The organism is Streptacidiphilus sp. BW17, assembly GCF_041262485.1.
GTDB lineage: Bacteria > Actinomycetota > Actinomycetes > Streptomycetales > Streptomycetaceae > Streptacidiphilus.
In genome coordinates this window covers 16,786-32,541 of the sequence record NZ_JBGCCR010000002.1, presented here as the reverse complement: position 1 = coordinate 32,541, position 15,756 = coordinate 16,786, and the positions used below count along the sequence as shown (strand labels likewise).

The 15,756-nt window shown below is 71.4% G+C and carries 11 protein-coding genes; 3 read left to right on the top strand and 8 right to left on the bottom strand.

Annotation, left to right across the window (positions count from 1 at the left end; translation table 11 throughout):
* Positions 1–76: 76 nt before the first annotated feature.
* Positions 77–2,530, bottom strand: coding sequence for a malto-oligosyltrehalose synthase (treY, locus tag ABH940_RS02265; RefSeq protein WP_370104062.1), 2,454 nt, complete (start codon positions 2,528–2,530; stop codon positions 77–79).
* 115 nt (positions 2,531–2,645) lie between these two features.
* Positions 2,646–4,769, bottom strand: a complete 2,124-nt coding sequence (gene glgX / locus ABH940_RS02260) for a glycogen debranching protein GlgX (RefSeq protein ID WP_370064484.1) — start codon at positions 4,767–4,769, stop codon at positions 2,646–2,648.
* 521 nt (positions 4,770–5,290) lie between these two features.
* On the opposite strand from glgX, the gene ABH940_RS02255 reads away from it, so the two are divergent.
* From ABH940_RS02255 to ABH940_RS02245, 3 genes are all read left to right on the top strand, one after another.
* Positions 5,291–6,547, top strand: a complete 1,257-nt coding sequence (locus ABH940_RS02255) for an SAV2148 family HEPN domain-containing protein (protein WP_370065000.1) — start codon at positions 5,291–5,293, stop codon at positions 6,545–6,547.
* A 135-nt stretch (positions 6,548–6,682) separates the two neighbouring features.
* Positions 6,683–7,405 (top strand): exonuclease domain-containing protein, encoded by a 723-nt coding sequence (locus ABH940_RS02250; RefSeq protein ID WP_370104060.1) that lies wholly within the window; start codon positions 6,683–6,685, stop codon positions 7,403–7,405.
* A 302-nt stretch (positions 7,406–7,707) separates the two neighbouring features.
* Entirely contained in the window at positions 7,708–9,894 is a 2,187-nt protein-coding gene (locus ABH940_RS02245) for an MMPL family transporter (protein ID WP_370064480.1), read from the top strand.
* Between the two features lie 88 nt (positions 9,895–9,982).
* Here ABH940_RS02245 and ABH940_RS02240 read toward each other — a convergent pair whose 3' ends face one another.
* The 6 genes from ABH940_RS02240 to ABH940_RS02215 form a co-directional block, all read right to left on the bottom strand.
* A complete protein-coding gene (locus ABH940_RS02240; RefSeq protein WP_370064478.1) occupies positions 9,983–10,405 on the bottom strand; it encodes a hypothetical protein in 423 nt (140 codons plus the stop codon).
* Between the two features lie 41 nt (positions 10,406–10,446).
* A complete protein-coding gene (locus ABH940_RS02235) occupies positions 10,447–11,223 on the bottom strand; it encodes a sirohydrochlorin chelatase (protein ID WP_370064476.1) in 777 nt (258 codons plus the stop codon).
* Positions 11,224–11,227: 4 nt separating this feature from the next.
* Positions 11,228–12,154 (bottom strand): ABC transporter permease, encoded by a 927-nt coding sequence (locus ABH940_RS02230; RefSeq protein ID WP_370064474.1) that lies wholly within the window; start codon positions 12,152–12,154, stop codon positions 11,228–11,230.
* A complete protein-coding gene (locus ABH940_RS02225; RefSeq protein WP_370104059.1) occupies positions 12,141–12,941 on the bottom strand; it encodes an ABC transporter ATP-binding protein in 801 nt (266 codons plus the stop codon). Before ABH940_RS02225 ends, ABH940_RS02230 begins: the two co-directional genes overlap by 14 nt.
* Positions 12,942–13,095: 154 nt before the next feature.
* Positions 13,096–14,238 (bottom strand): aliphatic sulfonate ABC transporter substrate-binding protein, encoded by a 1,143-nt coding sequence (locus ABH940_RS02220; protein ID WP_370064470.1) that lies wholly within the window; start codon positions 14,236–14,238, stop codon positions 13,096–13,098.
* Between the two features lie 225 nt (positions 14,239–14,463).
* Positions 14,464–15,756 (bottom strand): sulfate adenylyltransferase subunit 1, encoded by a 1,293-nt coding sequence (locus ABH940_RS02215; protein WP_370064468.1) that lies wholly within the window; start codon positions 15,754–15,756, stop codon positions 14,464–14,466.

Below are 15,756 nucleotides of genomic sequence, written 5' to 3'. Positions count from 1 at the left end.
TACCCGCGCCGGGGATGCGTGCATGCCTGGCCCCGCGAGCCTTCCGCCATACGGCCAGGTCAGTTCGCAGGCGGCGTCAGGTCGCGGGGTCCGTCCGGACCAGCAGTGCCACCGGGAGTTCGGCCAGCAGCTCCGCCAGGGCCACCGCGCCCCAGAAGCCGGTCCGGGCGGTGAGCGCCTCGGTCCAGGTCCCGGGCGGAAGGGGGAGGGTCTGGCGGCCCCAGCCGCCGGACCGTTCCAGCCCGTGCGGGAGGCGGGTCACCACGGTCAGCGTCGCGTCGCCCCGCAGGAACGCGAGCGCGTGCGGGCTCGGCGTCTGCCACGGCGTGTACGAGGCCCCCCGCGCGGGGTGCAGGTCCAGGTGCCTGTGCGCGTGCAGGGCGGTGCGGGTGAGGTCGGCCTTCTCGGCGGCCAGGCCGTGCGAGCGCCGGTGCGGGGACGAACCCGGCTGCGTGCCCGGCTCTGGACGTGGGTCGTTCGGAAAGCCGACCACGTCCCGGTTGTCCGGGTCGACCAGGGTGTAGAGCGGGAACTCGCTGCCCTGGTAGAGATCGGGTGCGCCGGGCATGGTCAGGTGGAGCAGGGCCGCGCCCAGGGTGTTGGCCCGGGCGTACGGCGCGGTACGCGCGACGAAGGCCTCGATCCGCGCCGCGAGCGCGGGAGTCTCCGGCACGGAGCATGCGAGTGCGGTGACGGCGCGCTCGTAGGCCGGGTCGGGGTCGGTCCAAGTGGTGTGGAGTTTGGCCTCGCGGACCGACTTGAGCATCACCTCGGTGAGCCGTTCGCCGTCCACGGGCCAGGCGGCGAAGGCGGTCTGCCAGAGCAGGTCCTCGGCGTCGCGGTCGTGGGGCAGGCCGCCGTCGGGAGCCAGCGCGGACCAGGCCGCGCGCTCGGTCGCCCACTCCTCCGGAAGCTCGGCGAGGACCGCGAGCCGGGCGCGGGCGTCGGCGCTGCGCTTGGTGTCGTGGGTGGAGAGCGCCGTCATGGTGTGCGGCCAGTCCCGGGCGATCCGCGCGCAGAAGGCGTGGAACTGCTCCGGGGTGACGCCGGGTCGGGCGGGGGCGCCGCCGACCTCGTTGAGCGAGAGCAGCGGGTGGTGCCGGTAGTAGGCGGTGTCCTCGACGCCCTTGGCGGCGACGGCCGACGAGGTCTGGCCGAACCGGGCACGCAGCGAGGCGGGGGAGTCGGGGTCCAGCAGCAGCTCGCGTATCAGTCGGGCGGTCGCGGCGTAGGGGGCGGGGAGCAGCACCTCGTCCGGCGGCGAGAGCAGCGCCTGCGCGTCCGACACGGGCAGCGGCTCGCCTGGGACCGGGTAGGGCCGGTAGCGCGGGAAGGCGGTGAGCAGCCCGGCCAATGCCTCGCGGACGGCCCAGGACGGATGGTCGGACCGGTCGGGCAGGTCGGGCTTGTCGGCGCAGGCGGCGGCGACCTCGCGGACCAACCGCGCGACCTCCGCGTCCAGTTCGCCCTGCGGCGCGACCAGTTCGGCCTTGCCGCGCAGTGCCGCTCCGGCGGCGACCTCGGCCGGTGGCCGCAGCGCCCGGACCACTCCCGCGCCGTCCGTCAGCACCCCGTCGATTCGCCGCAGCGCGTCGTAACCGGTGGTACCGGCGCACGGCCAGTCGCTGGGGAGCGTCTCGTCACCGGTCAGGATCTTCTCGACCACGACATGCGCCCCGCCGGACGCGTCCCGCAGGCGACGCAGATACTCGCGCGGGTCGGCCAGCCCGTCCGGGTGGTCCACCCGGAAGCCGTCCAGCACGCCCTCGCGATGGAGCCGGAGCAGCAGCTCGTGGGTGGCGTCGAAGACCTCGGGCAGCTCGACGCGGACGGCTATCAGCTCAGTGACCGTGAAGAAACGCCGGTAGTTGAGTTCCGTCCGGCCCAGCCGCCACCACGCGGGGCGGTACCACTGGTGACGCAGCAACTCCGGCAGCGGCAGGTGCTCCGTGCCCGGACGCACGGGGAACACCTGATCGCCGTACCGGAGCACCGGCTCGCCACTTGCGCCCTCCGGGCTGCCCGCCCCGTCGGCACTCCCCGTGCCGTCCGACGTCTCGATCTTCAGGTCGCCGGCCGCCACGACGGCCCCCAGCCGGTGGCCCAGGATCGGCAGCAGCACCCGGCCCTGCTGCGCGTCCCAGTCGATGTCGAACCAGCGCGCCCACGGTGACTCCGGACCCTCACGCAGCGTGTGCCAGAGCGGCCGGTTGAGGTGGAGCGGGGAGGGCACGGCCATGTGGTTGGGCACGATGTCGGCGAGCAGGCCGAGGCCGTGGTCGCGCGCCGCCGCGGCCAGCGCCCGTAGCCCGGCCTCGCCGCCGTGGTCGGCGCTGACGGCGGAGTGGTCGACGACGTCGTAGCCGTGCCGCGATCCCGGCACCGCCTGCAGGATCGGCGACAGGTGGAGGTGCGAGACGCCGAGGTCCGCCAGGTACGGCACCGCGGCGGCGGCCTGCGCGAAGCCGAAGCCGGGCTGGAGCTGCAGACGGTAGCTGGCCGTCGGGACCCGGCGTGCGGCAGGAGTCATACCCACACGCCTACCCCACGCCGAGCCCCGTCACGACCCGGATGAGGCAATCGGTCGAACCGGCGTGCGCCCGCCGGCCGCACGCCGTACCCTGCGTGCCCTGGCGCGGCCCCGCTCAGGCGGGACGCTGGAGCACCATCATCGACCGGTCGGTCAGCCGCAGCGTCTCACCCGCCCGCACCTTGGCACCCGTGCCCGGGGCGATCGTCCACGGCAGCGAGGTGTCCACCACGAGTTGCCACTCCTGGCCGTGATTGAGCGGGACCACGAACTCCAACGGTTGTGGGCTGGCGTTGAAGAGCAGCAGGAACGAGTCGTCGGTGATCCGGCCGCCGCGCCGGTCGGGCTCGGAGATGGCGTTGCCGTTGAGGAAGACCGTCAGCGACTTGGCGAAGGACGCGCGCCAGTCCCTGGCGGTCATCTCTTCGCCCTCGTTGGTGAACCAGGCGATGTCGGTGAGCTCGTCGTGGGTGCCGGAGACCGGGCGGCCGTGGAAGAACCGTCGTCGGCGGAAGACCGGATGGTCGCGCCGGAGCCATACCATGTGGCGTGTGAACTCCAGCAGTTGACCGGCCGGGCTCTCCTCGTCCAGCCGGGGCCAGCGCACCCAGGAGATCTCGTTGTCCTGGCAGTAGGCGTTGTTGTTGCCCCCCTGGGTGCGGCCGAACTCGTCGCCGTGGAGCAGCATCGGCACGCCCTGGCTCAGCAGCAGGGTGGCGATGAAGTTGCGTTGTTGCCGGGAGCGCAGGCCGAGCACCGTCGGGTCGTCCGTCTCGCCCTCGACGCCGCCGTTCCAGGAGCGGTTGAAGGACTCGCCGTCGCGGTTGTCCTCGCCGTTGGCCGCGTTGTGCTTCTGGTTGTAGGAGACCAGGTCGCGCAGGGTGAAACCGTCGTGGCAGGTGACGAAGTTGATGCTGGCGATGGGACGGCGACCGTCGTCCTGGTAGAGGTCGGAGGAACCGGTCAGCCGTGAGCCGAACTCGGCCAGTGTGGCGTTCTCGCCGCGCCAGAGGTCGCGCACGGTGTCCCGGTAGCGGCCGTTCCACTCCGTCCACAACGGCGGGAAGCCGCCGACCTGGTAGCCGCCCTCGCCGAGGTCCCACGGCTCGGCGATCAGTTTGGCCTGGGAGACGATCGGGTCCTGCTGGACCAGGTCGAAGAAGGAGGAGAGCCGGTCCACCTCGTGGAACTGGCGGGCCAGGGTGGCCGCCAGATCGAAACGGAAGCCGTCGACGTGCATCTCGGTGACCCAGTACCGCAGCGAGTCCATGATCAGCTGCAGCACGTGCGGGCTGCGCATCAGCAGGCTGTTGCCCGTGCCGGTGGTGTCCTCGTAGTACCGGCGGTCCTCGGCCAGGCGGTAGTAGGAGGGGTTGTCCAGCCCGCGGAGGGCGAGGGTGGGGCCCAGGTGGTTGCCCTCGGCGGTGTGGTTGTAGACCACGTCGAGGATGACCTCGATGCCGGCCGCGTGCAGCGACTTGACCATCGACTTGAACTCCTGGACCTGCTGGCCGCGGTCGCCGAGCGAGGAGTAGGAGCCGTGCGGGGCGAAGAAGCCGATGGTGTTGTAGCCCCAGTAGTTGGACAGGCCCATGTCGCTGAGCCGGTGGTCGTCGACGAACTGGTGCACCGGCATCAGCTCGATCGCGGTGATGCCGAGCTTGACCAGGTGCTCGATCACGGCGGGGTGCGCGATGCCCGCGTACGTGCCCCGGATGTCGTCGGGGATGCCGGGGTGGAGCTCGGTGAGGCCCTTCACATGGGCCTCGTAGATGACCGTGCGGTGGTAGTCGGTGCGCGGCGGACGGTCGTTGCCCCAGTCGAAGTACGGATTCACGACGACCGAGGTCATCGTGTGCGGGGCGGAGTCGAGGTCGTTACGGCGGTCGGGGGAGCCGAAGTGGTAGCCGTAGACGGACTCGTCCCAGTCGATCCGGCCGCTCATGGCCTTGGCGTAGGGGTCGAGCAGCAGCTTGGCGCTGTTGCAGCGCACCCCGCGCGAGGGGTCGTACGGCCCGTGTACGCGGAAGCCGTAGCGCTGGCCCGGCTGCACGCCGGGCAGGAAGGCGTGGCGGACGAACGCGTCCGTCTCGCGCAGCTCGACCGAGGTCTCGGAGTCGTCGTCGCCGAGCAGGCACAACTCGATCCGCTCCGCCGCCTCGGAGAACACGGCGAAGTTGGTCCCCGCGCCGTCGTAGGTGGCGCCCAGGGGGTACGGCTGGCCCGGCCAGACTTGCATGGTCCTCAACCAATCCTGTCTGCTCGGAGCGGGGCTCGGCGTACACCCCGGAGCGCCCCGGAATCGAGGCTCTCCCGGGGTGATGCCCGCCCCGACTCGTCGTCATGTCCCAGTGCATCGTGGCGTAGCACACGGGTTCCCATGACCGACTTGCCGGTTCTTCGCCCGAACGAGTGTCTGCGTCCCACGGTTGCCCAGCTGATGTCCGTCGGTTGTTCGGATCCTTACGTCCGGGTGGACCAGCGGCGACCGCACGGGGACGACACGGGGGCCGGTGCGGGCGGAGGAACGTTCCGCCGACGCGCGCAACTGCCCGGCGTCGAACTGCTGCACCTGCCTGCTGATGCGAAGTACCCTTGATCGTCAGCTGATCGTCCGGACCCGCGCGGACGGTCCGCATCCGGCCGCCCGGCGCGGTACGGTGTGGGCGGCCGACAGGGCGCGCCACCGCACCGCACGCCCCAACGGCCGGGCGGGTCAAGAGGGATGACGTGGAATAGGGACGGACGGTGAGCTCCGGAATGGTGGTCCCCGACGGGGGTTCCCCGGGGAGCGCGGCGCGGGGCGACGCCCCCACCGGCGTCGAACGAGTCGCCCGTACCGGCCTCGGCCGCACCGTTCCGCACCAACCGGGCTCGCTGGAGCCGTCGTTGGCCTGGCCCGGGACGGCCTGGGAGGAGGCCAGGGTCCGGGTGCGCCGCGCCGGGCGTGCCTATGTCTGGCTCAACCTGGTCGAACAGCGGCTGCGTTCGGTGGTCGCCGAGGTGCTGCGCCCGGTCTACGAACCCGCGCACGGTGACGACTGGGTCATCGCCGCGGCCGGACCGGCCGGCGAGGAGTGGGTCCAGCGGGCCGGCGCCGTTCGCGAGGTCAGCCGCCGCAAGGGCTACCTGCTCGACCCGGACGACGACGCGCTCGTGATCTTCCTCACCCTGCCGCAGCTTCGTGAGCTGATGGTCCAGCACTGGCCCTGCTTCGAGCCCTTCCTGAACGACCGCCGGGAGATCGAGGTCGCCCTGGACGAGCTCGAGGTGGCCCGGCACGTCGTCTCCCGCAACCGCACGCTCTCCGAGAACGTGCTGGCCCAGGCCGAACGGGCCGCCGCCCGGCTGCTGCTGCTGCTCGACGGCAGTCTCCACGAGGGCTCCGCCTCGCTCGCGCTGCGCGCCCCGGTGGACGCCGTCGAGGAACTGGTCGGCGACCGCTACGCCGACGTCATCGGTGTCCACGCGGACCGGGTCCGGCTCCAGCGCGATCTGCCGGTCGAGGACCTGCTGGCGGGGGCGCGGCGACTGGACGCCATCGGCATCGGCCTGAGCATGCTCTGCCAGAACTTCACCGGGCGGCGGCTGGTCGGCCTCGCCGACTCCGGCTGCCGGGTGCGGCTGCTCTTCCTCAACCCGGCCAGCAGCTCGCTGCGCCGCCGGGAACGCGAACTCGGCCTCGGGCGAGGCGAGTTGGGCAAGGCGGTGGAGATGAACATCATGCACGTGCGCCGGGTGCGGGCCCGGCTGCGGGACGCCGGCGCGTTCGAGATCCGCGTCTACGACGAGATGCCGCGTGCCTCGGCCTATCTGGTGGACGGCGACGGCCCGGACGGGCTGGGCGTGGTGCAGCCGTACCTGCGGCGCTCGCGCGGAATGGAGTCGCCGGTGCTGGTACTGCGCGGCGGCACCTCCGCGCCGCTGACGCCGGGTCGGACGCCGGAGCCGGGCCTGTTCCAGATCTACCAGGAGGAGTTCGAGGGAGTCTGGGCTGACTCGCGGCCCGTCTCCTGAACCTCCTGGACCGTTCCCTCGCCCGCCCGTCGGCCCGTCCTCGGCCCCGGGCCCGCCTGACCGTCCGACCTGGACGCGGGCTTGTCAGTGCCGCACGCGATGATGGTCCGGCAAAGGGACGAGAGGACGCGCCTGATGAGTTGGATGCACGACACCCTGGTCGGCTTCGATCTGGAGACCACCGGCACCGAGCCGAGTCGGTCGCGGATCGTCTCCGCCGCGCTGATCGAGGCCAAAGCCGGTGAACCGGTCAGGCGGCGCGCGTGGTTGGCCGACCCGGGCGTCGCGATCCCCGCCGAGGCCACGGCCGTGCACGGCATCACCACCGAGCGCGCGGTCGCCGAGGGCCGCCCCGCGATAGACGTGGTCGCCGAGGTGGCGGCCGCACTCGTCTCGTACCTGCGGCAGGGTGTCCCTGTCGTTGTCTACAACGCGCCGTTTGATCTGAGCCTGCTCGCCGCCGAGCTGGGCCGGTACGACCTGCCCTCGCTGGAGCGCCAGCTCGGCGGCGCGGTCGGGCCGGTGCTCGACCCGCTCACCGTCGACCGGGCGGTGGACAAGTACCGCAAGGGCTCACGCTCGCTGGAGAACGCCTGCGCCCTCTACGGCGTCGAGCTGGCCGAGGCGCACGAGGCGGGCAGCGACGCGCTGGCGGCTGTCCGCGTGGCGCTGGCCCTGGGGGAGCGGTATCCGGACCGGGTCGGCGCGGTCGACCCGGCCGAGCTGCACCTCGCCCAGATCCGCTGGCACGCGGACTGGGCGGAGGGCCTGCAGTCCTGGCTGCGCCGCTCCAAGGATCCGCAGGCCGTCGTCGACGGCACCTGGCCGCTGCGGCAGCCCGACGCGTCGGCGGAATGAGGTCCGACCCCGGGGTGACTCAGGGTCGGTTCGCGGGCGCATCTCCACCCTGAGCAGGAGGCGGATCCACCCGGGGGACGAGGTAGAAGTCTGGTCCGGCCAGGCAAGATGAGGTCGGCAGACCTAAAGAAGCCGTCAGGGACCGGTCGGGGATTTCTCTCCCGACTTGCCGCCCGGCTAGTAACTTTCTAGGATGCCGCCAGATACTTACCTGCCGCCCGACAAGTACGGGTGGCCAGATCGCGCTGCCCGCGTCCTCACCCGGGGGTGGTGGTGATCCATGCCGTGGAGGGGCAATCGACATGTTTCACCGGATCGGACGCACGGTCGTCCGACACCCATTCTGGACGCTCATCGCCTGGGTGGTCGCCGCGATCGCGATCGCGGCCTCCGCGCCGGCGCTGCAGTCCAACAGTGACGAGAGCAGCTTCCTGCCGAAGAGCTACGAGTCCATCCAGGCGATGGAACTGCAGCAGTCGGCCTTCCCGCACCAGTTCACGCCGGGCGCGGAGATCCTCTACCAGCGGACCGACGGCGGGCAGCTGACCCCGGCGGACAAGGCCAAGGTCGTCGAGGTCAACAAGGAGCTGTCCACCAAGACGGACATCCCGCTCAACCAGGGCGTCATCGGCATGCCGTTCTCCAAGGACGGCAAGTACGGCCTGGCGATGGTCAACCTCGGCACCAACACCTCCGACCAGACGAAGATGTCCGACGCGGCCACGGCGCTGCGCGCGGACGTCAAGCAGCTGACCGCGGGTACCGACCTGAACGCCAAGGTCGGCGGTTCGGCGGCGCAGATCCTCGACCAGTCGAACTCGTCGAAGACCGGTCAGGCGATCATCAGCTTCGGCACCTTCGGGATCATCATCATCGCGATGCTGCTGATATTCCGGTCGCCGCTGATGGCGATCATGCCGATCATGCTGATCGGTGTGGTGCTGACCGCGGCCAACGGTCTGATCGCCGACATCACCAAGATGCTGAACCTCACGTCGAACTCGTCGGTGACAGGCATCCTCATCGTCGTGCTCTTCGGTGTCGGTACGGACTACATCCTCTTCCTGATGTTCCGGTACCGAGAGCGGCTACGAGCGGGTGACGACCACAAGGAAGCCATGATCACAGCGGTGGCCCGCGTCGGCGAGGCGATCGCCTCCGCCGCCGGCACCGTCATCATCGCCTTCCTCGCGCTCTGCCTCTCCTCCATCTCCTTCCTCAAGCAGATGGGTCCGGCGCTGGCCATCTCCGTCGCGGTCACGCTGCTCGCCGGTCTGACCCTGATTCCGGCGATCTTCTCCTGGATCCCGCCGCGGGTGCTCTTCGCCCCGTCGAAGAAGTGGAGCGTCGAGCCGACGAGCTCGCGCTTCGCGGCGATCGGCAACACCGTCAAGCGCCGCCCGGCGCTGGTCACCGCCGTCTCCGGCATGATCATGCTCGGTCTGGCCGTGATCTCCACGGGCTACTCGGCGAGCTTCGACTTCTCCTCCGGCTCGATGCCGAAGACCGAGGAGTCGATGGTCGTCCAGAACACCATCACCACGGCGTACAGCGCCGGTGCAGCCACGCCCACCGACGTCTTCGTCACCAGCACCAACGGCGGCGCGCTGGACAAGGCCGCGGTCGCCGGACTGGGTGAGAAGCTCACCTCGGTCTCCGGAGTCGGCCAGGTCGCCCCGGCCAAGTACAACCCGAGCGGCACCACCGCGGACATCAGCGTCGTGCTGAGCAGCGACCCGCAGAGCAGCACGGCCATCTCCACGGTGGGCCAGCTCCGCGACACGGCCCATGCGGACACCCCGCCGGGCACCAAGGTCCTGGTCGGCGGCACCACCGCGATCTACGCCGACATCCAGAAGGCGATCGACCGCGACTACTCGGTGGTCTTCCCGACGGCGGCCGTGCTGATCATGCTGATCCTGGGCCTGATGCTGCGCAGTGTCGTGGCGCCGTGGTACCTGATGGCCTCGGTCGGCCTCGGCTTCGCCGCCACCCTCGGGTCGACGGTCCTGGTCTTCCAGCACCTGGACAACCAGGGTGGCCTGATGTTCATGCTGCCGGTCTTCATCTATCTGTTCGTGGTCGCCATCGGTACCGACTACAACATCCTGATGATCTCCCGGCTCCGTGAGGAGGCCCGTGAGGGCCGCGAACCGCGTGAGGCGGCTGCTCGGGCGCTGCGCCACGCCGGTCCGACCGTCGCCGCGGCCGGTGCGATCCTCGCCGGTACCTTCGCCTCGATGATGCTGGCCGGGAACTCGCTCTTCGCGGAGATGGGATTCTCCATCAGTATCGGTATCGTGATCGCGGCGTTCGTGATGGCGATGTTCTTCACGCCGTCGCTGACCGCGCTCATCGGCCACGCGGCCTGGTGGCCGGGCCACGCCGACCGCCGCGAGGCCAAGGGCGAGAGCCGGATCGTGGCGGGCTCGACCGTCACGAGCGGTGACAGCGACAACGTCACCGAGCTGGACCCGAGCCGCCGTTGATGTCGCCCGCGACGGGCTGACAGGCTGACGCCGAGTCACAGAGCAGCAGGAGGGGCCGCAGCCGGGCAGGGCTGCGGCCCCTCCTGCGTCATACCGGGCGGAGCGTGCGGCGGAGCTGGCTGCGGAACGCCCGACGCAGCGGAACGGCCGTGGCGAGGACGAAGAGGCCGAAGAGCGTGATCGGGAGCAGGCCGGTCACGCCGAGGTAGTCGAGCGGCTCGCTCATGAGTTCCTCCCAGTTGCCCTGGTAGTTGGCCGTCAGGTCGGCGACCATGACGGCCGCGCCGAGCAGCGGTCCAGCCGGGCGGCCCCATGCCACGAGCACGGCGGCGAGCGGGTCGAGGAGCAGCAGGGAAAAGAAGAGGATCTGGCTGGCCATCGGCCAGCCCTGGTAGGCGTGCAGCCCGCCGCCGATCACGTCGTGGAGGTGCGAGCCCGCACCCTCGACAAATCCGATCACGTAGACGATCGACACCCACCGCGCCCAGCGCGGGCGTTCCCCCCATGGCATGCCGCCCACTGTAGAGGGGCGGGCGCGTCCTTTGGAGGCGGTCAGGCTCCGAGGGGCAGGGCCTGGTCGACCGGGGCGAGGGCGGCCGTTGTCAGTGCCTCGTCGTAGCGTTGGACCACAAGCTCGGCGAGGTCGGGGGACGCGCCGAGTGGGGCTGCGACGGCGGTGATGCCCGCCGTCGCAGCCTGGGCGGTGATCCGGTCGGGGAGCAGGCCGGGGGCCAACAGGTAGGGCGCCACGGCGAGATGACGCAGGCCCTGGGCGCGGAGCGCCTCGGCCGCGTCGGTCAGGTGCGGGGGAGCGGCGGAGGCGTGCGCGACGGCGACGCCGCCCCAGCCCGCGGTGCGCTGCCACGCGGCGGCGAGGGCGCGGGTGGCAGCGTTGGCGACGGGATCGGAGGAGCCCGCCGCGGCGAGGATGACGCCGGTGTCGGCGGCGGGACGCACGCCCGCCTCGGCCAGGCGGCGCTCCAGTGCGCGCAGCAGCAGCGGGGAGGGGCCGAGGACGTCGGCCTGATGGACGGTCAGCCGGGGCAGCCGGGAGGCTGCCTCGCGCAGCACTCCGGGGATGTCGGTCTTGGCGTGGTACGCACGGGCCAGCAGCAGCGGCACCGCGACCACGGGCGCCTCGCCCTCCTGCGCCAACTGCTCCAGCGCGCGCGGGATCCGCGGCGCGCAGTGGTCGAGATAGCCGACCCGCACGGTGACGTCCGGGCGCAGTGCGCGCGCCCGGTCGGCGAGGGCGGCCATCGTCGCGGCGTGCCGCGGGTCGCGGCTGCCGTGGGCGAGCAGGAGCAGGCGGGCGTGGCGGGCGTGCATCAGGTCACCTCCGGGCGGTCAGCAGACCGCGGGAGCGGAGGACGTGTCGCTCGATCGGGTTGAAGACGAGCATTTCGATGCCGATACCGACGACGAGGATCAGAATGATGGTGGCGAGAACGCCGGGCATGTCGAGGTTCTCGCGGGCGAACTCGAGCTGGGCGCCCAGGCCCAGGCCGAGGGCGGGGGAGCTGGCGATCAGCTCGGCCGCCATGAGGGAGCGCCAGGAGAAGGCCCAGCCCTGCTTGAGGCCGGCGACGTAGCCGGGCAGGGCGGCGGGCAGGAGCACGTGCCAGACGCCGCGCAGGCCGCTGGCGCCGAGGGTGCGTCCGGCGCGCAGGTAGAGCGGCTGGACCTGGTCGATTCCGGCGACGAGGCCGTTGGCGATGGAGGGGACGGCGCCGAGCAGCACGACGGCGTAGATGGTAGCGTTGCTGAGGCCGAACCAGATGACGGCGGCGGGCACCCAGGCGACGGACGGGATGGACTGCAGGCCGGAGAGGATCGGGCCGATGGCGGCGCGAACGGGCTTGACCCGGGCGACGAGCAGTCCGATGGGGGTGCCGATGACGACGGAGACCAGGAACCCCAAGATCCCGCGGGAGAGCGAGGTCCAGATGGTCGAGAGGATCGTGCCCTGGAGCCACAGCTGGTGGAGGCTGTTCCACACGTCCAGCGGGCTGGGCAGCAGGTCGGGGCGCTTGAGGTGGGCCGCGTAGGCGCCCTGCCACAGCAGCAGGACGAGGACGACGGCAATGACCGGGGGCAGCACCTTGCCCAGCAGCACCTCGCGGACGCTGGTGCGCTGTGCGGTCTGGGTCTCCAGGGCGTCGAGTCCGGCGCCGAGGTCGGCGACGTCGGAACCAGCCGTCGTGGTGCCTGCGGCGACCGTGCGCGGCTCGGCGTCGGGCTTCAGGTCAGTGCTGGACATGGCGGCGGATCTCCCCTCGGAGCTTGTCGGTGATCTCCACCGCGAGGTCGGCCACGCCGGCCGACTCGATGCGGCGCGGCTGGGGCAGGTCGATGGCCCACTCCTGGGCGATGCGTCCGGGGCGGGAGGAGAGGAGCACGACGCGCTGGGCGAGGCGGACGGCTTCGCGGACGTTGTGGGTGACGAAGAGGACGGAGATCCCCGTGGCCTCCCAGATCTGGACGAGTTCCTCGTGCAGGACGTCGCGGGTGATCGCGTCGAGGGCGGCGAAGGGCTCGTCCATCAGCAGGACCTTGGCGTCCTGGGCGAGGGCGCGGGCCATGGCGACGCGCTGGCGCATGCCGCCGGAGAGTTCGTGGATGCGCTTGCCGTGGGCCCCGCCGAGGCGGACGAGCTCCAGCAGTCGCTGAGCCTCGGGCCGCCGCTCGGAGCGCGGGACGGCGCGCAGGCGCAGGGCGAGCTCGATGTTCTGACCAGCCGTCAGCCATGGGAAGAGCGCGTGCTCCTGGAACATCAGGGCGGTGCGTCCGGCGGGGACGTCGATGGTGCCGCTGGTGGGCTGGTCGAGGTCGGCGACGAGATTGAGGAGGGTGGACTTGCCGCAGCCGGAGGCGCCGAGGAGGCAGACGAACTCGCCGGGGGCGACGTTCAGGCTGATGTCGTCCAGGACGACATGGGCCGCGGCGGCGCGGCCGAAGGACTTGGTGACGTGATCGAGCCGGACGGCGGTGTCGACCACGGGGGCGGTCTGGCCCTCCGTGGAGGTCGAGGTCAGCAGTGCGGTCATGCGGTCACCTCCTGGTTCGTGCGGCGGGGCGGGAAGCTTGATGTCTTGGGTGGGGCCGGTCGTGGGCCCGGTGGCTGTGCCGAGAGCCGCCCCGCGCCGCCTTGACTGGGCATCGACGCGGTGTGGGGCGACTCCCGGAGCATGGTGGGCGCCGTTACTGGGCGCCGAGCCCGGCGGCGGAGACGGCGGGCTTGCCCTCGGCGGAGAGGACCTGGTTGAGCAGGGTCAGGTCGTAGATGCCGGAGAGGTTGGGCTGGGTGATGAAGCCTGCGGTCACCGCGTGCTGGGCCTCGGTGGTCAGGGATGAGGCCAGAGGGTCGTTGGTGACGGTCATCTCGCTCCAGGCCGCCTTGAGGACCTTGGAACTCAGGCCCTTGCCGGTCAGCGCGGTCAGCGCGGTGTTGGCCTCCTGCTGGGCCTTGGCCGGGTTGGCCAGGATCCAGGCGTTGGTGTCGACCGAGGCCTTCAGCACAGCCTTGACCACGTCGGGGTGGGCCTTGAGGAAGGACTGCGAGACCACCACGTTGGTCGAGACGAACTGGCCCTGCGGCCACAGCGTCCGCTCGTCGATCAGGATCTTGGCGCCCTCGGAGACCAGCTTGGAGGCGGTGGGCTCGGGCACCCACGCGCCGTCGATCTGGCCGGAGGCGTATGCGGAGGGGGTGATCGAGTTGTCGGTACGGATGACGGAGACGTCACCGGCGCCGGTCTTCGGGTCTTCCTTGTAGCCGTGGGTGTCCAGGTAGTTGAACAGCGCCACGTCCTGGGTGTTGCCGGCCTGCGGGGTGGCGATCTTCTTGCCCTTGAGGTCGGCCACGCTGGTGACGGTCTTCGGGTTGACCACCAGCTCCGCGCCGCCCGAGGTGGCACCGGAGACGATCTTCAGCGCGGCGCCGTGGGACTTGACGTAGCCGTTGATCGCGGGCGAGGGGCCGACCCAGGCGATGTCGATGGCACCGGAGTTGAGCGCCTCGATCTCGCTCGGCCCGGCGTTGAAGATCTGCGTGGAGATCTTCGTCCCGCCCAGGTCCTTGGCGAACTGCCCGTCCTGGATCCCGATCAGGGGGGTGGCGTGGGTCAGGTTGGCGAAGTAGCCGATCCGCACGGTCGACGCCGACAGCGCCGGACCGGAGCTGCCGGACGACGGAACGACCGAGCCGCCGCCGGAGGTCGAGGCGGCCTGGGAGCCGTAGCCGCACGCGCTCAGCAGTCCGGATGCGGCGACAACGGCGACGCCGGCTATGACGGCACGTCTGATGCGGGTGGTGCGGGGGGAGCGGGAGCGCAGCTGCGACATGGAAGAGGTCCTCACGAGGGTGATGGTGGTCCGGCTGGAAGGAACGCGGGGGCACGTGCGGCGGGGTACGACGACGGGGCGGAGGCCCCGTGTCAGCGACCCGCCGGTCGACACGGCCCGAGGGCGCCGCAACCGGCCCCGAGCACGCCGCTGCCGACGCGGCCACCTTCCTTCGCCATGCGGGAGAACGCCTCGCCGCCCATCGTGGGGAATCCCTTCATCGGGTCAGAACGCCTCTCCGGCCATGCCTGCCGTGAGGGTCGTGCCGTCCGCCTGGTCGATCAGCAGGAACGAGCCGGTGCGGCGGTTGCTGCGGTAGTCGTCCAGGGCGATGGGCTCGGCGGTGCGGAGCACCACGCGGCCCAGGTCGTTGACCTCCAGGCTGCCCGGGTTCGGGATCTCGTCGAGAGTGTCCACCGCGATCGCGTAGGGGATGTCCTTGACGATCGCGCGGACGGTCCGGGTGGTGTGCTTGAGCAGCACCCGGTCCCCGACGCGCAGCGGACGCTCGTTGAGATGCGCCACGGTCGCGACGACGTCCTGGGTCGGCTCCGGGGCCGGACCGGCGGCGATCACGTCGCCGCGCGAGATGTCGATGTCCTCGGCCAACCGCACCGTCACCGACTGCGGCGCCCAGGCGACGTCGCTCTCCACACCGAGCACGTCGATCCCGGCCACGGTCGCGGTCAGCCCGGCGGGCAGCACGGTGACCTGGTCGCCGGTGCGGAGCACGCCGGAGGCGAGCTGGCCCGCGTAGCCGCGGTAGTCGGGGTGCTCGGCGGACTGCGGCCGGATCACGTACTGGACCGGGAACCGGGCCGGCTCACCGTCGGGGTCGGTGCCGACCGGCACGGTCTCCAGGTGCTCCAGCAGCGTCGGGCCGCCGTACCAGTCCATGGTGGCGGACGGCTCGACGACGTTGTCCCCGGCCAGCGCGCTGATCGGGATCGCGGTCACGTCCTCGATCCCCAGCGAGGCCGCGTACGCGCCGAACTCGGCGGCGACGGCGGCGAAGACGGGCTCGGCGTAGTCGACCAGGTCCATCTTGTTGACGGCCAGCACCAGGTGCGGGACGCGCAGCAGCGCGGCGACCGCGGCGTGGCGGCGGGTCTGCTCGACCACGCCGTTGCGGGCGTCGACCAGCACCACGGCCAGCTCGGCCGTGGACGCGCCGGTGACCATGTTCCGCGTGTACTGCACGTGCCCCGGGGTGTCGGCGAGGATGAACCGCCGCTTGGGGGTGGCGAAGTAGCGGTACGCCACGTCGATGGTGATGCCCTGCTCGCGCTCGGCCCGCAGACCGTCCGTCAGCAGCGCCAGGTCCGGGGCCTCCTGGCCGCGCTTGCGCGAGGCGTGCTCGACGGCCTCCAACTGGTCGGCCAGCACCGACTTGGAGTCGTGGAGCAGGCGGCCGACCAGGGTCGACTTGCCGTCGTCCACGGAACCGGCGGTGGCGAAACGCAGCAGGGAGGCGGCCGCCACCTCGTGGGGCGCCTGGGTGTCAGTGGTGCTGGTCAT

Bases quoted from the DNA above. Each gene is read 5' to 3' on its own strand.
- ABH940_RS02235 (WP_370064476.1), bottom strand. From the start codon at position 11,223: ATGCACGCCCGCCACGCCCGCCTGCTCCTGCTCGCCCACGGCAGCCGC.
- ABH940_RS02245 (WP_370064480.1), top strand. From the start codon at position 7,708: ATGTTTCACCGGATCGGACGCACGGTCGTCCGACACCCATTCTGGACG.
- ABH940_RS02225 (WP_370104059.1), bottom strand. From the start codon at position 12,941: ATGACCGCACTGCTGACCTCGACCTCCACGGAGGGCCAGACCGCCCCC.
- ABH940_RS02230 (WP_370064474.1), bottom strand. From the start codon at position 12,154: ATGTCCAGCACTGACCTGAAGCCCGACGCCGAGCCGCGCACGGTCGCC.
- ABH940_RS02220 (WP_370064470.1), bottom strand. From the start codon at position 14,238: ATGTCGCAGCTGCGCTCCCGCTCCCCCCGCACCACCCGCATCAGACGT.
- glgX (WP_370064484.1), bottom strand. From the start codon at position 4,769: ATGCAAGTCTGGCCGGGCCAGCCGTACCCCCTGGGCGCCACCTACGAC.
- ABH940_RS02240 (WP_370064478.1), bottom strand. From the start codon at position 10,405: ATGCCATGGGGGGAACGCCCGCGCTGGGCGCGGTGGGTGTCGATCGTC.
- ABH940_RS02255 (WP_370065000.1), top strand. From the start codon at position 5,291: ATGGTGGTCCCCGACGGGGGTTCCCCGGGGAGCGCGGCGCGGGGCGAC.
- ABH940_RS02215 (WP_370064468.1), bottom strand. From the start codon at position 15,756: ATGACCAGCACCACTGACACCCAGGCGCCCCACGAGGTGGCGGCCGCC.
- treY (WP_370104062.1), bottom strand. From the start codon at position 2,530: ATGACTCCTGCCGCACGCCGGGTCCCGACGGCCAGCTACCGTCTGCAG.
- ABH940_RS02250 (WP_370104060.1), top strand. From the start codon at position 6,683: ATGAGTTGGATGCACGACACCCTGGTCGGCTTCGATCTGGAGACCACC.